Annotated in this window: 19 protein-coding genes; 12 read left to right on the forward strand and 7 right to left on the reverse strand. The window is 64.9% G+C overall.

The genetic code is table 11. The annotated features are described in order from the left end of the window. Positions 1–190: 190 nt before the first annotated feature. Positions 191–1,276 carry a LysR family transcriptional regulator gene (locus ACE3PU_RS09385; RefSeq protein ID WP_374389035.1) on the reverse strand — a complete coding sequence of 362 codons (1,086 nt, stop codon included), beginning with the start codon at positions 1,274–1,276 and terminating at the stop codon, positions 191–193. A 22-nt stretch (positions 1,277–1,298) separates the two neighbouring features. On the opposite strand from ACE3PU_RS09385, the gene ACE3PU_RS09390 reads away from it, so the two are divergent. The 9 genes from ACE3PU_RS09390 to ACE3PU_RS09430 all read left to right on the forward strand — a co-directional run bounded on the left by ACE3PU_RS09390 (position 1,299) and on the right by ACE3PU_RS09430 (position 10,083). Next, positions 1,299–1,559: a nuclear transport factor 2 family protein gene (locus ACE3PU_RS09390; protein WP_374389037.1), complete on the forward strand. Its 261-nt coding sequence runs from the start codon at positions 1,299–1,301 to the stop codon at positions 1,557–1,559. Next, complete coding sequence (locus ACE3PU_RS09395) at positions 1,556–2,344, forward strand: SDR family oxidoreductase (RefSeq protein WP_374389039.1); 789 nt, start codon at positions 1,556–1,558, stop codon at positions 2,342–2,344. Before ACE3PU_RS09390 ends, ACE3PU_RS09395 begins: the two co-directional genes overlap by 4 nt. A gap of 416 nt (positions 2,345–2,760) precedes the next feature. After that, positions 2,761–3,762: a UDP-N-acetylglucosamine 4,6-dehydratase (inverting) gene (gene pseB / locus ACE3PU_RS09400; RefSeq protein WP_374389041.1), complete on the forward strand. Its 1,002-nt coding sequence runs from the start codon at positions 2,761–2,763 to the stop codon at positions 3,760–3,762. A gap of 526 nt (positions 3,763–4,288) precedes the next feature. Further along, positions 4,289–6,004 (forward strand): tetratricopeptide repeat protein, encoded by a 1,716-nt coding sequence (locus ACE3PU_RS09405; RefSeq protein ID WP_374389043.1) that lies wholly within the window; start codon positions 4,289–4,291, stop codon positions 6,002–6,004. Between the two features lie 4 nt (positions 6,005–6,008). Continuing rightward, positions 6,009–7,076 carry a class I SAM-dependent methyltransferase gene (locus tag ACE3PU_RS09410; RefSeq protein WP_374389045.1) on the forward strand — a complete coding sequence of 356 codons (1,068 nt, stop codon included), beginning with the start codon at positions 6,009–6,011 and terminating at the stop codon, positions 7,074–7,076. After that, on the forward strand, positions 7,076–7,858 hold the full coding sequence (locus ACE3PU_RS09415; protein ID WP_374389047.1) for a phytanoyl-CoA dioxygenase family protein: 783 nt from the start codon (positions 7,076–7,078) through the stop codon (positions 7,856–7,858). The genes ACE3PU_RS09410 and ACE3PU_RS09415 overlap by 1 nt, the downstream gene beginning before the upstream one ends. A 56-nt stretch (positions 7,859–7,914) precedes the next feature. Then, entirely contained in the window at positions 7,915–8,628 is a 714-nt protein-coding gene (locus tag ACE3PU_RS09420; RefSeq protein ID WP_374389049.1) for a class I SAM-dependent methyltransferase, read from the forward strand. After that, entirely contained in the window at positions 8,589–9,188 is a 600-nt protein-coding gene (locus tag ACE3PU_RS09425) for a GNAT family N-acetyltransferase (protein ID WP_374389051.1), read from the forward strand. The genes ACE3PU_RS09420 and ACE3PU_RS09425 overlap by 40 nt, the downstream gene beginning before the upstream one ends. A 4-nt stretch (positions 9,189–9,192) precedes the next feature. Continuing rightward, positions 9,193–10,083, forward strand: coding sequence for a GNAT family N-acetyltransferase (locus ACE3PU_RS09430; RefSeq protein ID WP_374389053.1), 891 nt, complete (start codon positions 9,193–9,195; stop codon positions 10,081–10,083). On the opposite strand, the gene ACE3PU_RS09435 is transcribed toward ACE3PU_RS09430, so the two are convergent. The 3 genes from ACE3PU_RS09435 to ACE3PU_RS09445 all read right to left on the reverse strand — a co-directional run bounded on the left by ACE3PU_RS09435 (position 10,080) and on the right by ACE3PU_RS09445 (position 13,363). Further along, positions 10,080–11,126: a hypothetical protein gene (locus tag ACE3PU_RS09435; RefSeq protein ID WP_374389055.1), complete on the reverse strand. Its 1,047-nt coding sequence runs from the start codon at positions 11,124–11,126 to the stop codon at positions 10,080–10,082. The genes ACE3PU_RS09430 and ACE3PU_RS09435 overlap by 4 nt on opposite strands. Positions 11,127–11,212: 86 nt before the next feature. Beyond that, positions 11,213–12,352 (reverse strand): DegT/DnrJ/EryC1/StrS family aminotransferase, encoded by a 1,140-nt coding sequence (locus ACE3PU_RS09440; protein WP_374389057.1) that lies wholly within the window; start codon positions 12,350–12,352, stop codon positions 11,213–11,215. A 72-nt stretch (positions 12,353–12,424) separates the two neighbouring features. Continuing rightward, the gene (locus ACE3PU_RS09445) at positions 12,425–13,363 is read right to left on the reverse strand and encodes a phytanoyl-CoA dioxygenase family protein (protein ID WP_374389059.1); all 939 of its coding nucleotides are present in this window, start codon (positions 13,361–13,363) and stop codon (positions 12,425–12,427) included. A 385-nt stretch (positions 13,364–13,748) separates the two neighbouring features. On the opposite strand from ACE3PU_RS09445, the gene ACE3PU_RS09450 reads away from it, so the two are divergent. The 3 genes from ACE3PU_RS09450 to pseI are packed head-to-tail and all read left to right on the forward strand — an operon-like array spanning position 13,749 to position 16,371. After that, entirely contained in the window at positions 13,749–14,792 is a 1,044-nt protein-coding gene (locus ACE3PU_RS09450) for a glycosyltransferase (protein ID WP_374389061.1), read from the forward strand. After that, positions 14,792–15,349: a UDP-4-amino-4,6-dideoxy-N-acetyl-beta-L-altrosamine N-acetyltransferase gene (gene pseH / locus ACE3PU_RS09455; RefSeq protein WP_374389063.1), complete on the forward strand. Its 558-nt coding sequence runs from the start codon at positions 14,792–14,794 to the stop codon at positions 15,347–15,349. Before ACE3PU_RS09450 ends, pseH begins: the two co-directional genes overlap by 1 nt. Next, positions 15,346–16,371 (forward strand): pseudaminic acid synthase, encoded by a 1,026-nt coding sequence (gene pseI, locus ACE3PU_RS09460; protein WP_374389065.1) that lies wholly within the window; start codon positions 15,346–15,348, stop codon positions 16,369–16,371. Before pseH ends, pseI begins: the two co-directional genes overlap by 4 nt. A gap of 313 nt (positions 16,372–16,684) precedes the next feature. Here pseI and pseF read toward each other — a convergent pair whose 3' ends face one another. From pseF to ACE3PU_RS09475, 3 genes are read right to left on the reverse strand one after another with little or no spacing between them, the layout of a single operon-like run. Further along, a complete protein-coding gene (gene pseF, locus ACE3PU_RS09465) occupies positions 16,685–17,380 on the reverse strand; it encodes a pseudaminic acid cytidylyltransferase (protein ID WP_374389067.1) in 696 nt (231 codons plus the stop codon). Next, positions 17,377–18,540, reverse strand: a complete 1,164-nt coding sequence (pseC, locus tag ACE3PU_RS09470) for a UDP-4-amino-4,6-dideoxy-N-acetyl-beta-L-altrosamine transaminase (RefSeq protein WP_374389069.1) — start codon at positions 18,538–18,540, stop codon at positions 17,377–17,379. The genes pseF and pseC overlap by 4 nt, the downstream gene beginning before the upstream one ends. A 46-nt stretch (positions 18,541–18,586) precedes the next feature. After that, entirely contained in the window at positions 18,587–20,563 is a 1,977-nt protein-coding gene (locus ACE3PU_RS09475) for a tetratricopeptide repeat protein (protein ID WP_374389141.1), read from the reverse strand. Positions 20,564–20,621 lie beyond the last annotated feature (58 nt).

Consider the following 20,621-nt stretch of genomic DNA (forward strand, 5'->3'; position numbering starts at 1 on the left):
CCGCACCCAAATACAAAAAGCCGCCGTCGAAATGACGGCGGCTTTTTGCTGCCTGAAATCAGAACCCCCGCCGGCAGCCGCCGCGGGGGTTCTGCTTGTCCGGGGTCCGTCGATGCGAAGGACTGCCGAAAGGGCTCGCGCCAGGTCCATTTCAGATGGGGCGACAGGACCGTTGCTGGCACATCGCGGCCTAGGAGCCGCCCCGGTAAATGCCGGCTTCCCCACGCCGTCGCGCGAAGTCGATGAACGCCTTGAAGGCTGCGGTCGGGTTTCGTCGGCTGGGATAGTAGAGGCTCAACGGCGCCAGGGTGGGCGTCCAATCCTCGAGGACGCATACAAGTCTGCCTGCCTCGATGTCTTCCCGCACGTCGGATTCCATCGCCAGGGTCAGGCCGAACGAAGCGAGGGCGGCGGTGCGGGCGAGGCCGGCCTCATCAAGCGTGAGGGGGCCCTCCACGTCGATATGGAGCGACCGACCGTCTTTCTCGAACGGCCAGCGATGGATCGCGCCATTGGGCAGGCGGACACGAAGGCACGCGTGATTCATCAGGTCTTGCGGGACCAGCGGCGTCCCGCGGGCGTCCAGATAGGCCGGTGAGGCGACCACGACGTTTCGTCGAGGGAAGCCGAGAGGGAGGGCGATCATGTCGACGGGCACCCGATCGGCGCTGCGGACGCCGAAGTCGAAGCCACCCGCCACGATGTCCACCATTCGGCCCTCCGTGACGACGTCGACGTGGACCTGGGGGTGCTCGCGAACGAACGGCAGGACGAGGGAGGACAAGATCTCCCGCGCCGCCGTCGGGAAGGCGTTGATGCGCAGGGTGCCCGATGGCGTCGACTGGCGAGCGCGCACGACGTCCATGGCCTCATGGATGTCTCGGAGGGCGGGGGCGACCTGGGCGACGAACTGCTGACCCGCTTCGGTCAGGGAGACGCTCCGAGTCGTTCGATTGAACAGCCTTACGCCCAGCGTGCGCTCCAGCTTCCCGATCGCGTTGCTGAGCGCGGTCGTGGATACGCCCAGCTCAACCGCGGCCGTGCGGAACTTGCCGCATCGGGCGACGACCAGAACGGCGTCTAACTCCGTCAGGCTGCTCTTCATTGTCCTGCTTTTCGTGACGACGCGTGCCGCGTTGTCCCGATTATCGCGCGGACTGTCCATCTCTATCTTGGCCTCATCGACGGTGCGGCGATCACGCTGCGGCCGCAACAAGCAGGACAGACTGATGTCGCCAGAGTTTCCTTCCCCGATCGCCGACTTTGTCGCGGCCAACGGCCGGCTCGATCTCGACGGCATGATGAAACCCTTCGCCGCCGACGCCGTGTTCCTGGACAACGGCAAGCGCTTCGAGGGGACCGCCGAAATCCGCGCCCTGCTCCAGGAGATGGTCGTCGACCTCAAGGCGATCTTCACCCCTGACGCCGTTCGCCATGAGGACGGCGTGGTCGTGCTCGAAGGACCGGCCCATGGCGATTTTCAGGTCAGTCCGATCCGCTTCACCTACCGCGTCGGACTCGACGGCGACGCCATCAAGACCATGGAGGTTTCCGCATGAGCATCCAGGCGGGTTCCAAGGCGTTCGCGGGCAAGCGCGTTCTCGTCAGCGGCGGCACGAAGGGTCTGGGCCGCGCCACGGTCGATCGCTTCCTGGCCGGCGGCGCGCGGGTCATCACATCGGCACGCTCGAACCCTGAGCCTATCGAGGGCGTCGAGTTCGTCCAGGCCGACTTGACGACCGCCGCTGGCGGGGAGGCCCTTGCCAAGGCGGCGCTCGATCGGCTGGGGGGCGTCGATATTCTCGCCCATGTGATCGGCGGTTCCGCCGCACCGGGCGGCGGCTTCGTCGCCCTGACGGACGATAACTGGCTGTCGGAGCTGAACCTGAACCTTCTGGCGGCGGTTCGCCTTGATCGCTTGCTGATCCCGCAGATGATCGCACGCGGCACGGGCGTGGTGGTGCATGTCACGTCCATACAGTCGGTGCTGCCCCTGCCGGACGCGACGACGGCCTATGCCGCCGCCAAGGCCGCGCTGCGGACCTACAGCAAATCCCTGTCAAAGGAGCTCGGCCCCAAGGGCGTCAGGGTCAACACCGTCTCTCCGGGCTGGATCATGACCAAGGGCGCGGACGCGTTTCTGGAACGTATCCGCAAGGCCAACGGTGGAACCCTCGAAGACGCGCGGCGCCTAGTTATCGCAGGCCTGGGCGGCATTGCGATCGGACGCGGCGCCGAACCCCATGAGGTCGCCGAAGCCATCGCGTTTCTCGCCTCGGATCGGGCCAGCTCGATCCATGGTGCGGAGCTCGTCGTGGACGGCGGAACGGTGCCGACCGTCTGAAGTCAGAGGCCTGTCCGCCCTTGCCTCGGCCAGTCAGCAGGACGACCAGTTCGTCAGCGGTGACGGACGGGCCAGGGGGGGCAGCCCGGTGACGCAGGCCTGTCCAAACGGGTGCTGCGGCCGGAACCGCGACCATCCTCGCGAAGCCTGCGAACGAGCTCGGATCGCGTCGACCGGGTCATGCCGACCCGTCGCAGCGGGCGCCCAGCGTTCACCATGCCCGCGGACGCCCGCCGGAGCCGAATTCCGCCAGCACCGGAGGGCCGGACCCTGCTCGCCGTTGACAGCCCCGTTGAATCAGCGCGCATGTCGTCGACCGCGATGAAGACGACGCTGGCCGTCCGGGCGCTCTTCAGACGCACAAATCACGAATGCCGATCTGCGGGCAGCATCAGTTTGAGGGCGCCTGAACCGCCATGTTCGACGACAAGTCAGTACTGATCACGGGGGGCTCCGGCTCGTTCGGACGGATGTATGTCCGCACCATCCTGGAGCGTTACAATCCCAAGCGGGTGATCGTCTATTCGCGCGACGAGCTGAAACAGTTCGAGATGCAGCACGAGTTTTCCGACCCGCGGATGCGCTTCTTCCTGGGCGACGTGCGGGACCGGGAGCGGCTGATCCAGGCCACGCGCGGCGTCGACTTCGTCATCCATGCCGCGGCGATGAAGCAGGTGCCGGCGTCGGAATACAATCCGACGGAATGCATCCGCACCAACATCAGCGGCGCGGAAAACGTCATCGCGGCGGCCCTGTCCAATGACGTGGAAAGCGTCATCGCCCTGTCGACCGACAAGGCCGCCAGTCCGATCAACCTCTATGGCGCGACCAAGCTCGTTTCCGACAAATTGTTCGTGGCCGCCAACAACATGGCGGGCAGCCACCGCACCCGCTTCTCGGTTGTGCGCTACGGCAATGTCGTGGGGTCGCGCGGTTCGGTTCTGCCGCTGTTCGAAAAGCTGATCGCACAGGGCGTGGAGTCCCTGCCGATCACGGATCCGCGCATGACCCGGTTCTGGATCTCGCTGCGTCAGGGGGTCGAGTTTGTCCTGACCAACTTCCAGCGGATGCAGGGCGGCGAAATCTTCATTCCGAAGATCCCTTCGGTGAGGATCACGGATCTGGCCGAGGCGCTGGCGCCGGGCATGCCCACGCATATCGTGGGCGTGCGGCCTGGCGAGAAGCTGCATGAGGTCATGTGTCCGGCCGACGATTCCCACCTGACCTACGCTTTCGACGATCACTATGTGATCGCGCCCACAATCCGGTTTCACAACTCAGAGGCGGATTTCGGCCGCAACGCCTTGGGGGAAGTCGGAGCGCGTGTCACCCCGGGCTTCCAGTACGATTCCGCGACCAATTCCCACTTCCTGACGGTTGAGGAAACGCGGGCGTTCAACGCCCAGGCCGCCTACTGAGCGGACCGGGCCAACTGCATCTTCCGCTCGGCCAGCCGCCAGTCCATCGGCGAGTCGATGCCTGGGCGTCCAAGGCGGCAGGGGTCGTCAAGCCATGTTCCCGGACACCAGGCCTCTGATGGCCGAAATCACGCGCTCCACCTGCTCGTCCATCATGGCGGGGAACATCGGCGGCGGGAAAGGGGGCGGGCTCGCCATAGGTCACTGCTGGCGTCCAAGTTGAGCGCCTGCTGAAGACGCGTCGAGGCGGTGGCATATCCTGCCGAGCCAGCGCCTTGGCTTCGGGACGCTGACGGCTGTTCGAGCTTTAAGATAGGCCCGACACGCCGTGGGACTGGCATGGCCCGTCTTCGCATCTGGGCGCAGGATCGGGTCATGGTCTTTTCGTCCCGCGTCGACGCGACCGCCGTGGACCCTCTGGAAGCTGGGCCTCGCCAATCGGCTCCCGTTCAGTCTGCAGCGGCTCATTAACGCCTCGTTCAACGAAGCGCACCAACTTGAACACAAAGACAGGCGGTCGCCCACCATGCTGGTTTCCCATGCCCTCGAGGACGTCATTTCCCCGCCGACTCTGGAGGACGGCCGCGGCGCCCTTGCTCGTGGAGATGCGGACCAAGCGGTCGAACTATTCTACGCCATAACGCAGAACAAGCCGGCTGACTGGGAAAGCCGATACTGGCTTTACAGTGCGCTTGTTGCAGCCGGACATAAGGATCTTGCGCGTCAAATCCTGATCGATGCCTGCAATCTGCATGCTGTGTCGGTCCTGCGGGCAACCGGCACGGACATGGAGCGATTCCGTTCCGATCCCGCCTACTGCGGGTCCGTGGGGCGCCGGCTGTATGTTGCCGGCCAGATGGGGCCGGCGACGCTGGCTCTCGGCAAGGCGCTGGATTTCGACAATCTCGCCCCGGATGTCCTGCTCAGTTACGGTCTCTCGATGCAGCATCAAGGTCGGATGGCCGAGGCGATCGATGTCTTCACCCTTGCCGTCGAGCGCTTTCCCGGGCCTGCAGTCCACGGCTTTCTGATCTATGGGCTGTTTCACGGGCCTGACCGTCTGAAGCAGGTATCCGACGAGGCGCGCAGATGGGCCGCGCTCTACGCCCCGCCCCAAACATCTGGGACCAAGACGATCGCAAATTCGTCGGCCGTGAATCGACGTCTGCGGATCGGTTATGTTGGCCCCAGCTTCTCGCGCAATCAGGTGGCCCAGTTTCTTCTGCCCGCTCTTGAGTCTCACGACCCGGCGTCCGTGGAAGTCTTCCTCTACTGCGCGGATCCATCCGTTGAGATCGGCCTGCCGGAAGCCTGTACCGTCAGGGCGATCGGGGCGATGCCGGACACCGAGGTCGTCGAGCAAATCCGCGCGGATGGCATCGATGTCCTCGTCGACGTCTGGGGTCACACGGCTGGCAGCCGCCTATCAGTCTTCGGGCATCGCCCGGCGCCCGTGCAGGTGGCCTGGATAAATTTCGTGCAGACCACTGGACTGAGCGCCATGGACTATGTGCTGCACGCCGACAGCATGGACGTCCCGGGAACAGCGGATTATTTCGTCGAGAAGATTTGGCGAATGGGCGACATCATGGCGCCCTATCGACCGGCGCCGGATCGCCCTGATCCTGTGCCGACGCCGGCGCTGCGCAACGGTTACGTCACCTTCGGATCCTTCAACAACCCGGCGAAGATCAGCGAGCAGACCGTGATCGCCTGGGCGGAAATCCTTCGGGCCCGTCCGGCGAACCGCCTGCTATTCAAGTACCGATATTACGTTGATCCCGTCTTGCAACGGACCACGCAGGCTCGATTTTCCGCCTATGGTGTCAGCCCTGAACAACTCCAGTTCCAAGGCCACAGCACGGGGGCGGACTACCTGAACGCCTTCTCCGAGATCGATCTGGCGCTCGATCCTTCGCCCTGCCCTGGCGGGACCACCACATGCGACGCCTTGGCGAACGGCGTGCCGGTCCTGACCCTCAAGGGCGGCGACTTCTTCTCGCGGATTGGCCTGCCCGCGCTCGCGCCGTGCGGGCTCACCGAGTTGATCGCGGACGATTGGGGCGACTACGTCAGGCGCGCCTTGGACCTGACCGGCGACGCTTCACGCCTTGACGGCCTCCGCCAGCGGGTTCGCCCCGCGTTCGACGCCTCACCCTATCGTGACGAGGTGGGCTTCACGCGCAATCTCGAAAGTATCTTCCGTGAGATGCACGCGCGTGCGGTCGCGGAAGCACAGTGAAGTCATGACCGAAACGGTCCTCGTCTTTCCGGCCGGGACGCCGGACGCTCTAAAATACCGGAGCGAGGCGGTCGAGCGGGGACATCGTGTCGTCGGCGCGTCGTCTCTTGCGTGGAATCCCGAAGCAGGCCGCTACGACAGCTGGGAGTACCTGCCTTATGTCCATGATCCTGACTTCGCCGAAGCATTGCGACGCCTGATCGTGCGTCTGGGCGTTACGGCCATCTATTCTCCTCATGAAGTCGTCAGCGCCCATCTTGCCGAAGTTCTTCCGGAGATCTCGACGAAGGTCGGCTTGATCAGTGTCTCGCCGCTTCTGGCCAAGGAGCGGGCTTACCGCGCCCTCTGGGACCGCGCAGCCGAGATCAGCGCTGCGCCCGACTGGTTCGGCGGCGGGGCCCCGCGTCTCGCCGGTCCCCGGCTGGCGGGTCTACTGCGTTTCGTGGACGATGTGCCCGGCATGTCCGACAACGACAAGATAGCAGCGATGATCGAGGTCGCGCGTCACGTTCCAGCCGGAGATATCGTCGAGATCGGTTCGTGGTGGGGCCGGTCCGCGGCCCTGTTGGCCCTGTTGTCACGCCATCACGACCTTGGTCCGGTGCTGTGCATCGATCCATGGCGTGCCGAGGCCTTGGCGCAGGGCGTGGCGATGTTGGACAAGGCCAGCGCAGCCATGAACCTGGACGACGCTCTCACTATCTTCGAAACCAATCTCGCGCCCCTCGCGGACGGGCGAATCAACTATCTTCGCGCCACCTCGACTGTGGCCGCCGAAAGCTATTGTCCCGGCTTGACTGTAGAGACCGAGGTCTTGGGCCGCACCGTCTATACGGGCCGGACCGCCCTTCTGCATATCGATGGCAACCATTCTCTGGAGCGGGTGACAGAGGACGTTGAGAACTGGACGCCGCACATGGCGCCTGGGGGCTGGGTCGTTTTTGACGACTATGTCTGGGCCTTCGGCGATGGGCCTCGAATCGTGGGCGACGCCTGGTGCGCGCGTCATGCGGACCGGATCGCCCGCAGCTTCGTGATGGGCACCGCCCTGTTCGTCCAACTGGAGCCCTGATGACCTTGGATCAGAGCCAGATCGACGAACAGATGCGAACCTTGGGATGGGTGCGCTTCGAGGGCGTGCTGGACGCAGACCATGTCGCCGCTTTGGGACGAGACGCAGAGGCAGTCTATGCCGAGCGTCGCATGGTCCAGGTGCGGAACGGCGTCGCCGCCAATATGGAGGGCGCGGCGCATCATGCGCTCGGCCTGGGCAATAGTCTGGATCGTCTTGTCGGAGATATGCCTCTGATGGACCAGATCGAGCACTATTTCGGCGGCAAGACCATTCTGCTGAATTTCGGGATGACGCTGCATCCGCCGGGGGGCACGAATTATACGCACAAGCCCCACAGGGACATCCGGACCTGGTCCAACGGTTTCAGACTGTCGCTGAACATGCTGGTGATGCTGGACGACTTCACCATCGAAAACGGCGCGACACGACTGCTGGAAGGATCGCATCGCGTAAAGGACATGCCTTCGGCGGACCATTTTTCCCAACACGCCATCTCCCTTACCGGCCGGGCAGGCGACATCATTCTGTTCGACAGCCTGGCGGTTCATAGCGCGGCGCCCAATCGCAGCGCCGCGCTGCGCCGCGGCCTGACGCTTTGTTTTGGCCGCCCATTCATGAAACCGCATATGGACTGGCCGCGCTTCCTACCCGTCGAAACCCATTCCGGCCTGACGCCGACGGCGCGCCAACTTCTGGGGTTTCACGCCCGGGTGCCGACCAGCGTCGAGGACTATTATCAACCCCCCGAAAACTGGGCGTTCAAGGCGGATCAGATATGAGCGCGACAGATCCGATGACCCACCCGAACGCCGTCGTCTCGGCCGAGCATCGCCGGTTGGCTGCGGCCGTGGCCTCCTACGGCGAGGGCGCAGCCCCGTTCGACGCCCTGATGCGGGGGTACATGATGCGCGCCTTTTCACCCTGGTTCACAGACGGCGCTTGCCTTCAGGTCGGCTGCGCGCATGGCGACCAGACCAGCCTGCTGCTTGAGCGGTTTGACGACCTGACGGTGCTGGAGCCCGATCCCACCTTCGTCGCCCACACTCGCAAACGGCTGGGTGATCGCGTGGTGTTCATCGAGGCCCTGCTCGAGGACTACGAAACCGATCGACGGTTCGACACCATCGTATTTTCGCACGTGCTGGAGCACGTCGCGGACCCGGTGGCCGCCCTGCGTCGACTGGGTGCGCTCCTGGCGCCCGGCGGGCGTCTCTATGTGGTTGTGCCCAACGCCGAGGCTCCATCGCGACGCATCGCGGTGAAGATGGGCTTGTTCAGCCATTTGGAAGGCCTGTCCGCCGCGGATGAGGCGGCGGGTCATCGCCGTGTCTACAGGCTGGACACCTTGCAACGCGACGTCGCGGCCGCGGGACTGAACGCCGAGCAAAGCGGAGGGATTTTCTACAAGCCCCTGGCCAATTTTCAGTTCAACGCGCTGATTGGAGGTCCGCTGATCAGCGATGATTTCCTCGAAGCGTGTTATGCTCTTGGCCAGGAACGGCCGACCGAATGCGCCAGCATCTTTGTCGTCGCAAAGGCTGCCGGATGAGCATCTCAGGTCGCCGAGTACGTCTGCGGGCGCTGGAGCCGGGCGATATTCCCCTGCTGCATCGTTGGGCCAATGACCCTGCCATTTGGAGGCAGTTGGGTGGCTGGCAATTTCCCTCCAGCGAGGCGAGCACCCTGGCCTGGCTGGAGGGCCTGGCGACCGACCGGTTGAATCAGCGTTTCGCCATCGAGCGCTTGGAAGACGGTCTGCTGCTCGGCACAGCCAACCTCGTCGCCATAGACTGGAAGAATGGGACCGCCTTCCACGGCATGATGCTGGGCGCCGCCGAGACGCAGGGCAAGGGCTATGGTGTCGATACGGTGATGACGGTCATGCGCTACGCGTTCGACGAGCTGCGGCTGGAAAGGCTGGACGGCGACATAATCGAATACAACGCCGCATCGCACCGGCTCTATGTCGGCAAATGCGGATGGCGCGAGGAGGGGCGGCAAAGAGGTTGGCATTTCCGCGAGGGGCGTCGTTGGGATAGGATCCTCGTCGGTGTCACGCGCCAGGACTATGCCGATCTCGTCGCCGAGAATCGTTACTGGGCCGGCTGAGCTCGTGCATCCCTATGCGAGCCTGGCCTACGCTCACGCGCTGACCCACGCGGGACGGCCGGTGGCCGTACCGGAGTGGGGCGTCCCGGTTCTCGCGCGCTCCATCTCTCGGGATCTCAATCCCGCCTTTGGCCAGGGCGAGGATGCCATGGGCCTCTACCCCTTGACGGCGCTAGCGACGACTGCGGACTTGAGCGGCGGACTGGAGCGGTTGCGCGGCCTCGGTCTGATCTCGGTCGTTCTCGTGCCTGATCCGCTTGCAGCCACACAGCGGGAGCGTCTCTCGGAGGCGTTCGGCTTCGTCCGGCCGTTCAAGGCCCATCTGACCATCGACCCCGCCCGCGGCCGCTACAGCCCCAGCCGCCATCATGCCGAACGTATCCGCCGGGGCCATCGCCGGTGCCGGGTCGACGTCGGCTCCTTGCCGCTCTGGCTCGAAGACTGGAAACGCCTCTATCGCGGTCTGGTGACCCGCCGGAGCGTCTCCGGGGTGGCCGCCTTTCCCGACGCCAGTTTCGAGGTCATGGGGAAGGATCCGGCGCTGGTGGCCTTCGCAGCCTCGGTCGGAGGCCGTATCGTCGGCATGACGCTGTGGTTCGCCTACGACGGCGTCATCTACAACCACCTGACCGCGGTGGATGCGGATGGATACGCCAACGGCGCCAGTTTCGCCCTTTACGACACAGCCATCCAACACTTCGAGGGGCGGGGCGTGGTCAACCTGGGCGGAGGCGCCGGGATCGGCTCCGGAGAGGGGGGGCTCTTCGCCTTCAAAAGCGGTTTCGCCAACGGAGAGGTCATGACTTCGCTGTGCGGTGCGGTTCTCGATCCCGCGCGATATGCCGCCCTGAGCGCCGGCGTGGATACCGGATTTTTTCCCGCTTACCGCGCTTAAGCGGTGCGGAGAGCTGACGTGCCTGCGAATTCCAGGACGGCGTCGACAATGCGCATCATCTCCGGCCGCCCGTAACGGCCATCCAGAGGCAATGAGACACAACGACCGCTGAGCCGATGGGCGGCGTCGAATCGACTGGGGGAGGGAAGGTTCTCCCAATGGCGAGCAGCCCAGATTCGCCGGTCCGCGAGATGGGCGACGAGATCGGCTGCATTCGGGACGACGACAGGAAAAGCCAGGGGCGCGAATTGCGGAGCCGGATCGGGCCACAATGCAAACGGAACCAGATGCGCAGCGAGGCTTTCCCAGTTGCGGCGGCGGGCGTCTGCTTCGGGGTGAATTTCTACTCGATCGAGGGCGGCGAGGGTTCGATCGCTGCAACAGCGGGGCTCGGCGTCGAACGCCGTCTCGCGGGCTCGGTAGTCTGGGAACCATGTGTCAGGATCCCGCCCCTCCACGTCCGCACGCCGGCGGTCATTGGCCGTCCACAGGTCCGGCAACCCGGGCCGGGTCGGGGAAGCAGGCAGGTCTGACCCTACGAGAAGACCGCCATCAGCCACGCCCAGCAACTTGCGCGGACTGTAAAGCCGGATTGCCCCCGGGATGCCCGCTCCCGGGTCCAACGCCTGGGCGCGGTCCTCGATGATCAGGAGGGAGGGAAAGTCAGAAGCCAGCATCTGAAACTTGGCCTCGGGCGGGCGACCAAACCAGCAGATCGTCAGGATCGCATCGTCGGGCGCCAGGCCGGCGCGGACGGACTCGACATCGCAGTTGAGCTGATCGTCCACCCCGTACCAGATCGGCTCCACCCCCGCCCTTGTGACGCCCTCGACCAAGGCGCGGCAGACATAGGCCGGCAGCCAAAGCCGTTGCACTCGGCGGGCCACGAGCAGAGCGGCGAGGGCCGCGCGGGCGGTCGCAAAAGCGCGGTTGTCGCCCTGTCCAGCCGTCCAAGCCGACCACACTGTCGCCGCGCATGACGATGGGCTGGCCCGGTCAGCCGCAGGGATAACGCTGCCGATGCCTTTGGGCGGCGTTTCCATGGTGTCGACTCTTTCCTTCCTGTTACGTGAGGGGACGGAGCCGGCGCGGCCGCTATCGGGGACAGGGTTCCGCGACACCCCCGGTGTCAACGGCCTGCAAGCGCCAAGCTCAAGGCGGCGGCGACACGGGAAATATCATCCCCGTCCATGTCGATCGCGAATGGTAGGCCGAGCACGGAACGGCTCAGGGTCTCGGTCACGGACAGATCCCCACGCGGGCACTCGGCGAAAGCCGGATTCACGTGACAGCCCCCGCCCCACCAGCGCCGGGTGTGAATGTCTTGATGCTGGAGGCTGTGTTCGACCGCGTCAACCGATCCGGCCGGAAGGCCCACGGAGCACACGCTGGTGACCCAGCCGTCGCCCCAGCCCGGCTGGAACTGAACGTCAGGAAGAAAGGTCATGGCGGCCTTCATCATCCGCGCAGCGCGTAGGAACTGAAGCCGGTCGGTGTCCCAGCTGTCCAGGGCGGCCAGACCCACCGCGCTCGCATACTCGCTGAGTTTCGCATTCGTCGCCGCGATGTCCGAAACGCGTGAGCCGCGAAAGCCGAACGCCGTTGACTGCCTGACACGCGCCGCCAGGTCGGCGTCCGTCGTCGCCAGAAACCCGCCTTCGCCGATACCGAGGACCTTGGTCGCATGCAGGCTTACGACAGTAGGGATTTCCGCTACGCGTGCCTGATCGAAGGCGGCGGCGGCGTCGAGCACGACGGGCAAGCCGGCGTCTTCCCGCAGCGCTTTCCAAGCTTCAAGATCCGGCATGGCGCCGAAGGCGGCGACAACGACGGCGGCCGATATCGGAGCGGGCGCCCATGCGAGGGCGTCGCGCACGGCCGCAGGTCGAAGCATCCAGTCGTTCGGGTCTACATCAAGGAATAGGGGAGTCAGGCCGGCGGCGATCACGGCATGGGCTGTGGCGACGAAGGTGTAGGACGGAATGGCGACCAGGCTGCCCTTCGGGAGGTCCAGCGCATTTAGGGTCAGGGTCAGGGCCTGGGTTCCGTTCGCGCAGGTGACCACCTTGGAACCCGGCTCGAAGCGTCTCGAAAGTCGGGATTCGAACTCCGTGAGAAGAGGGCCAAAGTTCGAATAGCTCCGCGCCGCGTCTATGCGACGCAGATATGGGAGAACAGCGTCGGCGTCGGGTAGGCGCGGACGAGCCGCTGGAATAGATCGCCGAGCGAACGCGATGGGCTGATGTTCGGCGGCGATGGGGTCAGACATGTTCAGGGCTGCGCGATTTTCTCGATGAGAAGATGTTGGGCACGATTCATGCTTCGTCGGCACGCAAGAGGGTCAGCCGTCGGCCGTGCGCACCAGATTGCCTTTGATGTGCGCTGATCCGTCCGCCGCCAAATCCGTCCGCGTCGTCTGCAGGAGAAGCGGGCCTCGAACGGCTGCGTTCACGGCGGCAAGTCCTCCTGCGGAAGGTGACCGCCGGCTGATTAGATAACGCAACGAGATACGCTCATGGTCCGCAGTATCCGGCTGAGTTCCATGGAGGGTGAAAGGGTGCCAGAGGGCGGCGAAGCCCGCCTGGCCTGTCAGAACGGTCTGCCGCACAGCCACAGACTGCCCATCCCGGCTGTCGTAGAGCCAGGTTTGGGCGTCCTTTCGCGAGAGCAGGTGCGGGAAGGTTGTCGCGCCGAGCACATGGCTGCCCTCAAGCAGGAAAAGCGGCGCGTCAGATCGGGTGACCGGATGAAGGTAGACATACAAGGTGACGAAATCGGCTTCCCGGTCTTTGAAGTCGATAATATCCTGGTGGAAGTCGATCCCGTAAAAATACGTCACATCCCTGTATTCGGGTTTCACATAGGGACCCAGATTGTTGACGGGGGCGCCTTCGATGCGCGCCTTCAACCAGCTTGGAATCGATCGGGATGGAACACCGCAGACGATCTTGCGGTCCATGATGACATAGTCAGGTCCAAGCACCTCTGTGAGGGCGCTCACCACACCGCCATCCTGTTCCACAAAAGCCAGATCTTCATCGAACCGCTCTAGAAGATTTCTCCCAGGACGAGGGTTCACGCCGCGATACTGCGGATCAAGGTCGAAGACCTCTTCTTCCAGGAACAGGCTCTCGTCGAAGCTCCGCACAGCCCTGATCTTGTTCAGCAGCGCTGTCGCGCCTGCAGGGTCCAGCGGCCAGCCGAACCGATATGCGCCATCAGAGATCAGCGCCTGTGTCACAGACGGCCCTAAGCTGGTGTTCTCGGCCGCCGTGCTCATTGCCTTCCCCCGTTTGTAGGCGTCTTCATGTTGTCCTTCGGCGTCGAACCGCTCGTCAGCGGCAGGTGAAAAGAGGTTCTCAACCGTGCAAGCCCTCGAAACTTGAGGGACATTCGGATCAAAATACCCTGATTCCGGTCCGGATCGAGCGGTTAGGGTTTGGGCGGCAAAGCAACGGAGCGTCGACTCTATGGTGAGAGTCTTCGTGCGGCGACTTTGACCATCGCCACAGCTTGTTGAGACTTAGTCAGTTCAACAGTCGTGCATCGCAGGGGCAAATCGCGTAGCTAGCCGAGAGGGCGACGCCACCGACCCCTTTCGCGGGAGCATTAGACGCAGTGACCCGCGTCGTAATCGAGGTTCAGGACATGGACGCCAAAGTGGATTGGCGGATGACCGAACGCCAACAAGGTCTGCCTCATTCCGGCGCGCCGCGATGACTACGCCGGGATTGCTTATAGTGTTCACCGAAGGTGATCGGGTGAGGGGGCTCGGCCACGTCAGTCGGTGCAGCGCCTATGCGGAAGGCTGGTTGCTGCGAGGCGGACAGGTTTGCTGGGTTCTGGACGGTGATGCGGTCGCTGTCGCGGCGATCGGCCCCGGGCAGGACGTGATCCGGCGTCGCTGGCAGGAGGACGGGGAGATCCCGAGCGGTCTTCGGGCGGAGATCGCTTTAGTCGACAGCTATGTCGCCTCGGCCGAGGCTATGGCGACGATCGCATCCAATTCCGACGTCACAGTCTTCATCGATGACCTGGGCTCGTCCTATCCGTCGGGCGTGGTCGTTCATCCGGCGCCGGATCGGCCGGCCGCCGAGCGGTGCGGAAGCGAAAGGGTGCTGAACGGTCCGTCGTGGCAGCCTTTGCGGCCGCCGTTCTGGGATCTGCCGGAGCGCCTGGCCGTGCGGCCTGACATCGAACGGATTCTGGTGATCTTCGGCGGCGGCGATCTGCACGGCATCGGCGTGCCCATCGCCCTTCTGGCTCGGCAGGCCTGCCCTGCGGCGAGCATTGATCTGGTGCTGGGCGCCGGCCAGCCGGCGCCGCCCGTGATGCCCGGCGTTTCCGTCCATCAGGCGATCGACGCCGCCGCCATGGCGTCCCTGATGCAGGCCGCGGACATCGCAATCAGCAGTGCGGGGCAGACGGTGTTCGAACTCGCCCGGTGTGGAACGCCGGCCATCCTCGTCGGAACCGCCGCCAACCAGAAGGCCAATCTCGATCACTGGCCGGCCTTGAGCGGCTACATTGTCGCGGGCGTTTGGGGCGCCACGGACCTCGAGGCGCGAGTGAAGGCGGCGATGGCTCAACTGCGGGATCCCGTCGTGCGACAAAGCATCGGCGCCAGAGCCGCAGGCGTGGTCGACGGGCAGGGCGTTCGACGTCTGTTTGATCATCTCGAACGGTTCAGGGTTCAGGAGCACGTCTGATGCGTTACGCCGACTGCCGATTGCGGCCGATGGCCGAGGAGGATCGCGCCCTCGTCCTGTCGTGGCGCAATCAGGATCGCATACGCGCCAACATGTACAGCGACCACATCATCACGGTTGACGAGCACGACCGTTGGTTCGATCGAAGCCTGGCGGACCAATCTGCCGTCTATCGCATATTCGAGTACGGCGACCGGCCGGTCGGCTTCGTATCCTTCACCGAAATTGACAGGGTCCATGGCCGCGCCAAGTGGGCCTTCTATCTGGGAGAGACGGACACTCCGCGCGGATCGGGCGCCGCCATGGAGTTGCTCGCGCTGGACGAGGCGTTCGGGCCCGTTGGAATCCGTAAGCTGAGCTGCGAAGTGTTCGCCTTCAACGGCGGCGTCGTCCGGCTGCACGAGCGGTTTGGTTTCACCCGTGAAGGCTTGCTTGCGAAAGCGCGTCTGAAGGGTGGCGAGTTTCAGGATATTGTCTGTATGGCGCGGTTGGCTGACGACTGGCCTTCTGATCGGGCGGCCTTGATGGCGAGCATATTCAAGGAAGACGCGGCATGAGCTTCACCTATCCGGACCATGTGTTCATGGTGGCGGAGCTTTCGGCCAATCATGGCGGTTCGCTTGAGGTTTGCCTTGAGACCGTGCGCGCCGCGGCCGCCGCCGGGGCCGATGCAATCAAGGTCCAGACCTACACGGCCGACGGGATCACGCTTGACTGCAAAACGACGCCTTTCCAGATCAACGACGGAACCCTGTGGGACGGCGCGACACTGCACGACCTCTACCTTGAGGCTCAAACGCCGTGGGAATGGCATGCACCGATCCAGGCGGAGGCCCATCGCCTCGGCCTGACATTCTTCTCGTCGCCGTTCAACCTCAAGGCTGTCGATTTCCTGGATGAGATGGACGTGCCGATCTTCAAGATCGCCTCGTTCGAGATCGCGGACATCCCGCTGATCGAACATGCGGCGTCCAAGGGGCGCGCCATGATCATCTCCACCGGCATCGCCAACATGGGCGAGATCGAGGAGGCGATCGCGGCCTGTCATCGGCAAGGCAACCATGACATCACCCTGCTGAAATGCACCTCGGCCTATCCGGCGCTGCCGTCGGACGCCAACCTGGCGACGATACCGGTCTGGGCGAAGACCTTCGGCCTCAGAATGGGACTGTCGGATCATACGACCGAGAATGCGGTCGCCATCGCCGCAGTGGCGCTGGGCGCCCGGGTGGTCGAGAAGCACTTCATTCTCGACCGCGCCATCGGCGGGCCTGACGCCAGCTTTTCGCTGACGCCGGATGAGTTCGCCAGTCTAGTCAAAGGCGTCAGGATCGCTGAGCAAGCCATCGGCGGCGTCCAGTCTGGCCCCACCGGCCAGGCCCTGATCAACCGCCGCTTCGGCCGGTCACTATTCATCGCGATGGACATGAAGAAGGGGGAGGCCTTGACCCCCGAGAACCTTCGTTCCGTTCGCCCCGGCGACGGCCTCCACCCCCGGCACTATCGCGAGCTCCTCGGGCGCCGGCTGCGGCAGGACGCTGTGAAGGGCACGCCGCTGGCCTGGTCATTGCTGGACTGACAGGCCATGGGCGATCGCGGGGGCTCTCGGCGCCTTAGAGAGTGTTGCTGATGCTGCTCAGGAGATGCCAAAGTTTGCGTTAGAGCCGTCCGGGGCGCTTCTCAGAGGCACAAATCACGGATGCGATCTGAGGGCAGCATCAGCTTGAGGGCGCCTGAACCGCCGTGTTCGACGACAAGTCAGTACTGATCACGGGGGGCTCTGCTCGTTCGGACGGATGTGTGTCCGCACCGTCCCGGAGCGTTACGATTCCGCGACCAATTCCCCGTTTCCTGACGGTCGAGTAAATGCGGGCGTTCAACGCCCAGGCCGCCTACTGAGCGGACCGGGCCAACTGCATCTTCAGCTCGGCCAGCCGCCAGTCCGTCGGCGTGTCGATGTCCTGGGCGTCCATGGCGTCGATGACGAAACTGCCCGCGCGGCCGGCGAAGATCGGCTGTCTGGTTACGCAGACCTCGCGCGTCATCCAGTAGAACTGCGCCGCGTCGTGGAAGGCGGGCTCCAGGTCCTGGGATCGGCTGGCGTAGTGTTCCGGCTGGCGCATCTCGGTCCGGCCCATCGCGTCGCGGCGCAGGGCGCGCTGAATGGGATAGTCGAAGGCGACGACGGGAAAGACGGTGTCGAAGCTTTCTGCGTCCATCAATTCGGCGGCGCGCTTCAGGGTCGAGGGGCGCAACAGCGGCGCGGTGGCGAGGATGCAGCACAGGCGATCGAACCGCTGGCCGCCCGCCTCATAGCGTTCGACCACCTCGGCCATCACGTCGAGTATGATCGCATGGTCGTCGGCGGTCCTGGCGCTGCGAAGGAAGGGGACGCTGGCGCCCCAGGCGCGAGCGACGTCGGCGATCTCCTCGCTGTCGGTCGACACCATGACCGTATCGAACAGGCCGCTTTCCAGCGCGGCCTCGACCGACCAGGCCAGCATGGGCTTGCCGGCGAAGTCGCGGATATTCTTGCCCGGCAGCCGCTTGGAGCCGCCACGCGCGGGAATGACGGCCAGGGTCTTCAAGCCATGTCCCCGGACACCAGGCCTCTGACGGCCGAAATCACGCGCTCCACCTCCTCGTCGGTCATGGCGGGGAACAGCGGCAGGCTGAGCGCCCTGTCATAGTAGCGATCGGCGGCGGGGAAGGCGGCGGGCTCGCCATAGGTCTGGCGATACCAGGGCTGACGCGGAACGGGGATGTAGTGCACCTGCGAGCCGACGCCCATGCCGGCGAGCGCGGCCATCACTTCGGCGCGGGACCGGCCGATACGCTCGAAATCGATCTGGACGACGAACAGGTGGTAGCCGATGCGGTCGGAGCCTCGGGCCAGCGGCGTGCGCAGCCAGTCCAGCCCCGCGAAGGCGGCCTGATACCGATCGACGATGGCGAGCCGACGATCGATGAAGCGATCCAGTTTTTTCAGTTGGCTTGAGCCCAGCGCCGCCTGAATCTCGGTCATCCGGTGGTTGAAGCCCAGCATCTGTTGCTCGTACCACCAGGTCCCCGGCGGGTCTGAGAGGCGGGCGGGGTCGCGGGTTACGCCATGGGAGCGGAGCTGGAGCAGGCGCTCGTGCAGGTCCGGGTCGTTGGTCGTCACCGCGCCGCCTTCGCCCGTGGTCATCGTCTTGACGGGATGAAACGAGAAGACGGTCGCGTCCGAGTGGCGGCAGTCGCCCACCTTGCCGGTTCCATATTCGGAGCCGATCGCATGGGCGGCGTCCTCCACGATGCGGACGCCGGTCTCGTCGGCGATTTGGCGAAAGGCGGCCATGTCGGCCGGGCGACCGGCAAAATGGACTGGCGCAATGACGCGGGTTCGATCCGTCATCGCGGCGCGCGTGGCCACGGGCGACAGGTTCAGGGTCTCCGCGTCGATATCGGCGAACACGGGCGTCAATCCGACGTAGGCCATGGCGTTGGCCGTCGCCACGAAGGTGATCGGCGTGGTGATCCCTTCGCCGGGACCGAGATCCAGCGCCGCCATGGTCAGATGCAGGCCCGCCGTGGCGCTACTGACCGCCACCGCAAACCGGGCGCCGACGTAGGCTGCGAGGTCGGCCTCGAACCGGGGTGTCGCGGGGCCCTGGGTCAGGAAGTCGGATCGGAGCGTGGAGAGGACGGCGCGCTCGTCATCCGCATCGATCCACTGGCGGCCGTAGGGGATGAAGCCTTTGGGCTCCATGTTCATCGGCTCCGCGCAAGCGGCGTCCGGATGACCTCAAGCCGCATCAGACGGCGATCCGCGCGTCATGCCGATCAGGCAGGAGCTCCTGGCCCAAGGCGTCGGCCATCTGCTGCATGACCGGTTCCCACTGACCGAACTGTCTGGCGTGGAAGACGCGGGCGGAAGGGTAGCAGGGCGCCTGATCCGACCCGAAGCCTGTCCACGAGCCCGGGCCGGCGCTGAGAAAGACCCGCGCGCCCACCGCGCCCGCCACATTGGTCGTCGCCGTCGACGGCCCCATGACGGCGTCCAATGCCGAGCAGAGCGCGGCCAGATCGTCGAGGTCCTTCTTCAGGTCGATGCCGGGCGGCGTCCAGATGTCCCACCCGCGCGCCCTGGCGGCGGCCAGGTCTTCCTCGGCGTCCGCATACTGAAGATTGATGAAGCGGACGCCGGGCGTTTCGAGAACGGGGCGCCACAGCTCCAGCGGAGAATAGTGGCGCCGGCGCGCGCCGGCCATGTTCATGCTCTTCCACAGCAGGCCCACATAGGGGCCGGACCCGCTCTCCTGGAGAACCTGGCGCCAGTGCGCCACGCGCCGCGAATCCGGAACGAGAAACCCTCCATCACGGGGGAAGGCGGCGAGGGTGGTCCTGAAACGCCGAAACAGGCTGGCCACGGGGGTCCAGAAATCGATCGACGGATGCGGGTCGCCCAGATCGACGGTCCGAAACAGGGTGTCGAACTGGCGGACGCCCTTGTACGCAAGCACGGCCGCGCGGGGGAAGCTGCGCTGGAAAAGCGTCACCAGCCTCGGCTCGACGGCGAGGAACAGCCGGCCTTCCGGGCCGATTGCGTCCAGGGCGTCATTGACGACGTTGGCGAAGAGCACCTCGTCGCCCAGACCTTGTTCGCCGTAGATCAGCAGGTTCTTGCCGCGCAGGTCATCCTCGGGCGCCCAACGCTGGCCGAACGCCTTGAACCGGACGACGCCGTCCGAGCTCGCGTCGAATCGCGCTTCGTATCCCTCGAACCCCGCCGTCAGGTCGCCGAGAAGCAGTTGGTTGAACGCCTGCGCCAGGCGGATCGTGGAGATCTCGCGGGGATCGGTCAGGCCTTGCGACGCGATTTCCATCTCCTCGAGGCCCTTTTGCGGCTCGCCGAGAACGGTCAGGCAGTAGGCTCGGTTGTGGCGGGCCTTGTGGAACCCGGGGTCCAGTCGCAGCGCCTCGTCATAGAACACCATGGCGCCGGCCACGTCGCCGCTGTCGCTCAAGACCGAGCCCAGGGTGTTCCAGAGCACCGGGCGCTCGGGATTGGCGTTGATGATGTCGCGCAGGAGCGCGATCGCCTCGTCATATCGGTTCTGGTCGCGAAGGACGCAGGCCAGGCTGTTGGCGACCTCTTCATTGCCGGGGTCGCCGGCCAAGAAGCGCCTGAACAGCTTTTCGGCGAGCTCGAGCTTGCCCAGACGCTGCGCCAGTTGGCCGACGTCGCGCACGACGGCGACGTCGTCAGGCGCCAGCCGGGCGGCGGATTCATACGCCGAGAACGCCTTGGCGAACTCGCCCTGCTTCTCGAAAGCGATGGCCAGCATTCGCCAGGCGAAAGGATTGCGCGCATCCAGCTCGAGCGCCCGCTGAATATGCGTAGAGGCGGTGGGGTAGTCCTGCCGAGCAAGGGCCTCCAGACCGGTCTTCATCCGGCTGAGCGCCTTGCGATGCCCGGCTTGTGGCTTCGCTGAGGGCTTTGCTCCGGCGCCGCCGGGTTCGCCGGTCGGTGCGAGCGCAGCGAGAGGGCCGGACGTCGTACCGCGCGCAAGCTCTTTAAGAGCAGGTCGCGACTGCACGGGGAAATCTTTAACCGGAATCGCCAAACACCTTCTCCTCGAGGCACCTTGGCGAAACAGGATTAACGCAGCCTTTCCTGCTGGCGTGGCGGGGTCGCAAGGGAGCACGACGTTCTCGACGCTGCCAAGGCGGCGGGCGCCGATGCGATGAAGATCCAACCCTACCGCGCCGACACCATCACCATCGACCATTCCGGCCACGACGCCCTGTTCGCCATGCCCGATCTCGACGCCCTGCCGGGCGTGCTCG

The organism is Brevundimonas sp. (assembly GCF_041911375.1).
Taxonomy (GTDB): Bacteria; Pseudomonadota; Alphaproteobacteria; order Caulobacterales; family Caulobacteraceae; genus Brevundimonas.

What these genes read in the sequence shown, in the direction of transcription:
- ACE3PU_RS09445 (WP_374389059.1), bottom strand. Translation starts at nt 13,363, where the DNA reads ATGAGCACGGCGGCCGAGAACACCAGCTTAGGGCCGTCTGTGACACAG.
- pseC (WP_374389069.1), bottom strand. Translation starts at nt 18,540, where the DNA reads ATGGAGCCCAAAGGCTTCATCCCCTACGGCCGCCAGTGGATCGATGCG.
- pseB (WP_374389041.1), top strand. Translation starts at nt 2,761, where the DNA reads ATGTTCGACGACAAGTCAGTACTGATCACGGGGGGCTCCGGCTCGTTC.
- ACE3PU_RS09435 (WP_374389055.1), bottom strand. Translation starts at nt 11,126, where the DNA reads ATGGAAACGCCGCCCAAAGGCATCGGCAGCGTTATCCCTGCGGCTGAC.
- ACE3PU_RS09440 (WP_374389057.1), bottom strand. Translation starts at nt 12,352, where the DNA reads ATGTCTGACCCCATCGCCGCCGAACATCAGCCCATCGCGTTCGCTCGG.
- ACE3PU_RS09395 (WP_374389039.1), top strand. Translation starts at nt 1,556, where the DNA reads ATGAGCATCCAGGCGGGTTCCAAGGCGTTCGCGGGCAAGCGCGTTCTC.
- ACE3PU_RS09405 (WP_374389043.1), top strand. Translation starts at nt 4,289, where the DNA reads ATGCTGGTTTCCCATGCCCTCGAGGACGTCATTTCCCCGCCGACTCTG.
- ACE3PU_RS09415 (WP_374389047.1), top strand. Translation starts at nt 7,076, where the DNA reads ATGACCTTGGATCAGAGCCAGATCGACGAACAGATGCGAACCTTGGGA.
- pseI (WP_374389065.1), top strand. Translation starts at nt 15,346, where the DNA reads ATGAGCTTCACCTATCCGGACCATGTGTTCATGGTGGCGGAGCTTTCG.
- pseH (WP_374389063.1), top strand. Translation starts at nt 14,792, where the DNA reads ATGCGTTACGCCGACTGCCGATTGCGGCCGATGGCCGAGGAGGATCGC.
- ACE3PU_RS09390 (WP_374389037.1), top strand. Translation starts at nt 1,299, where the DNA reads ATGATGAAACCCTTCGCCGCCGACGCCGTGTTCCTGGACAACGGCAAG.
- ACE3PU_RS09410 (WP_374389045.1), top strand. Translation starts at nt 6,009, where the DNA reads ATGACCGAAACGGTCCTCGTCTTTCCGGCCGGGACGCCGGACGCTCTA.
- ACE3PU_RS09425 (WP_374389051.1), top strand. Translation starts at nt 8,589, where the DNA reads ATGCGCCAGCATCTTTGTCGTCGCAAAGGCTGCCGGATGAGCATCTCA.
- ACE3PU_RS09475 (WP_374389141.1), bottom strand. Translation starts at nt 20,563, where the DNA reads ATGGTCGATGGTGATGGTGTCGGCGCGGTAGGGTTGGATCTTCATCGC.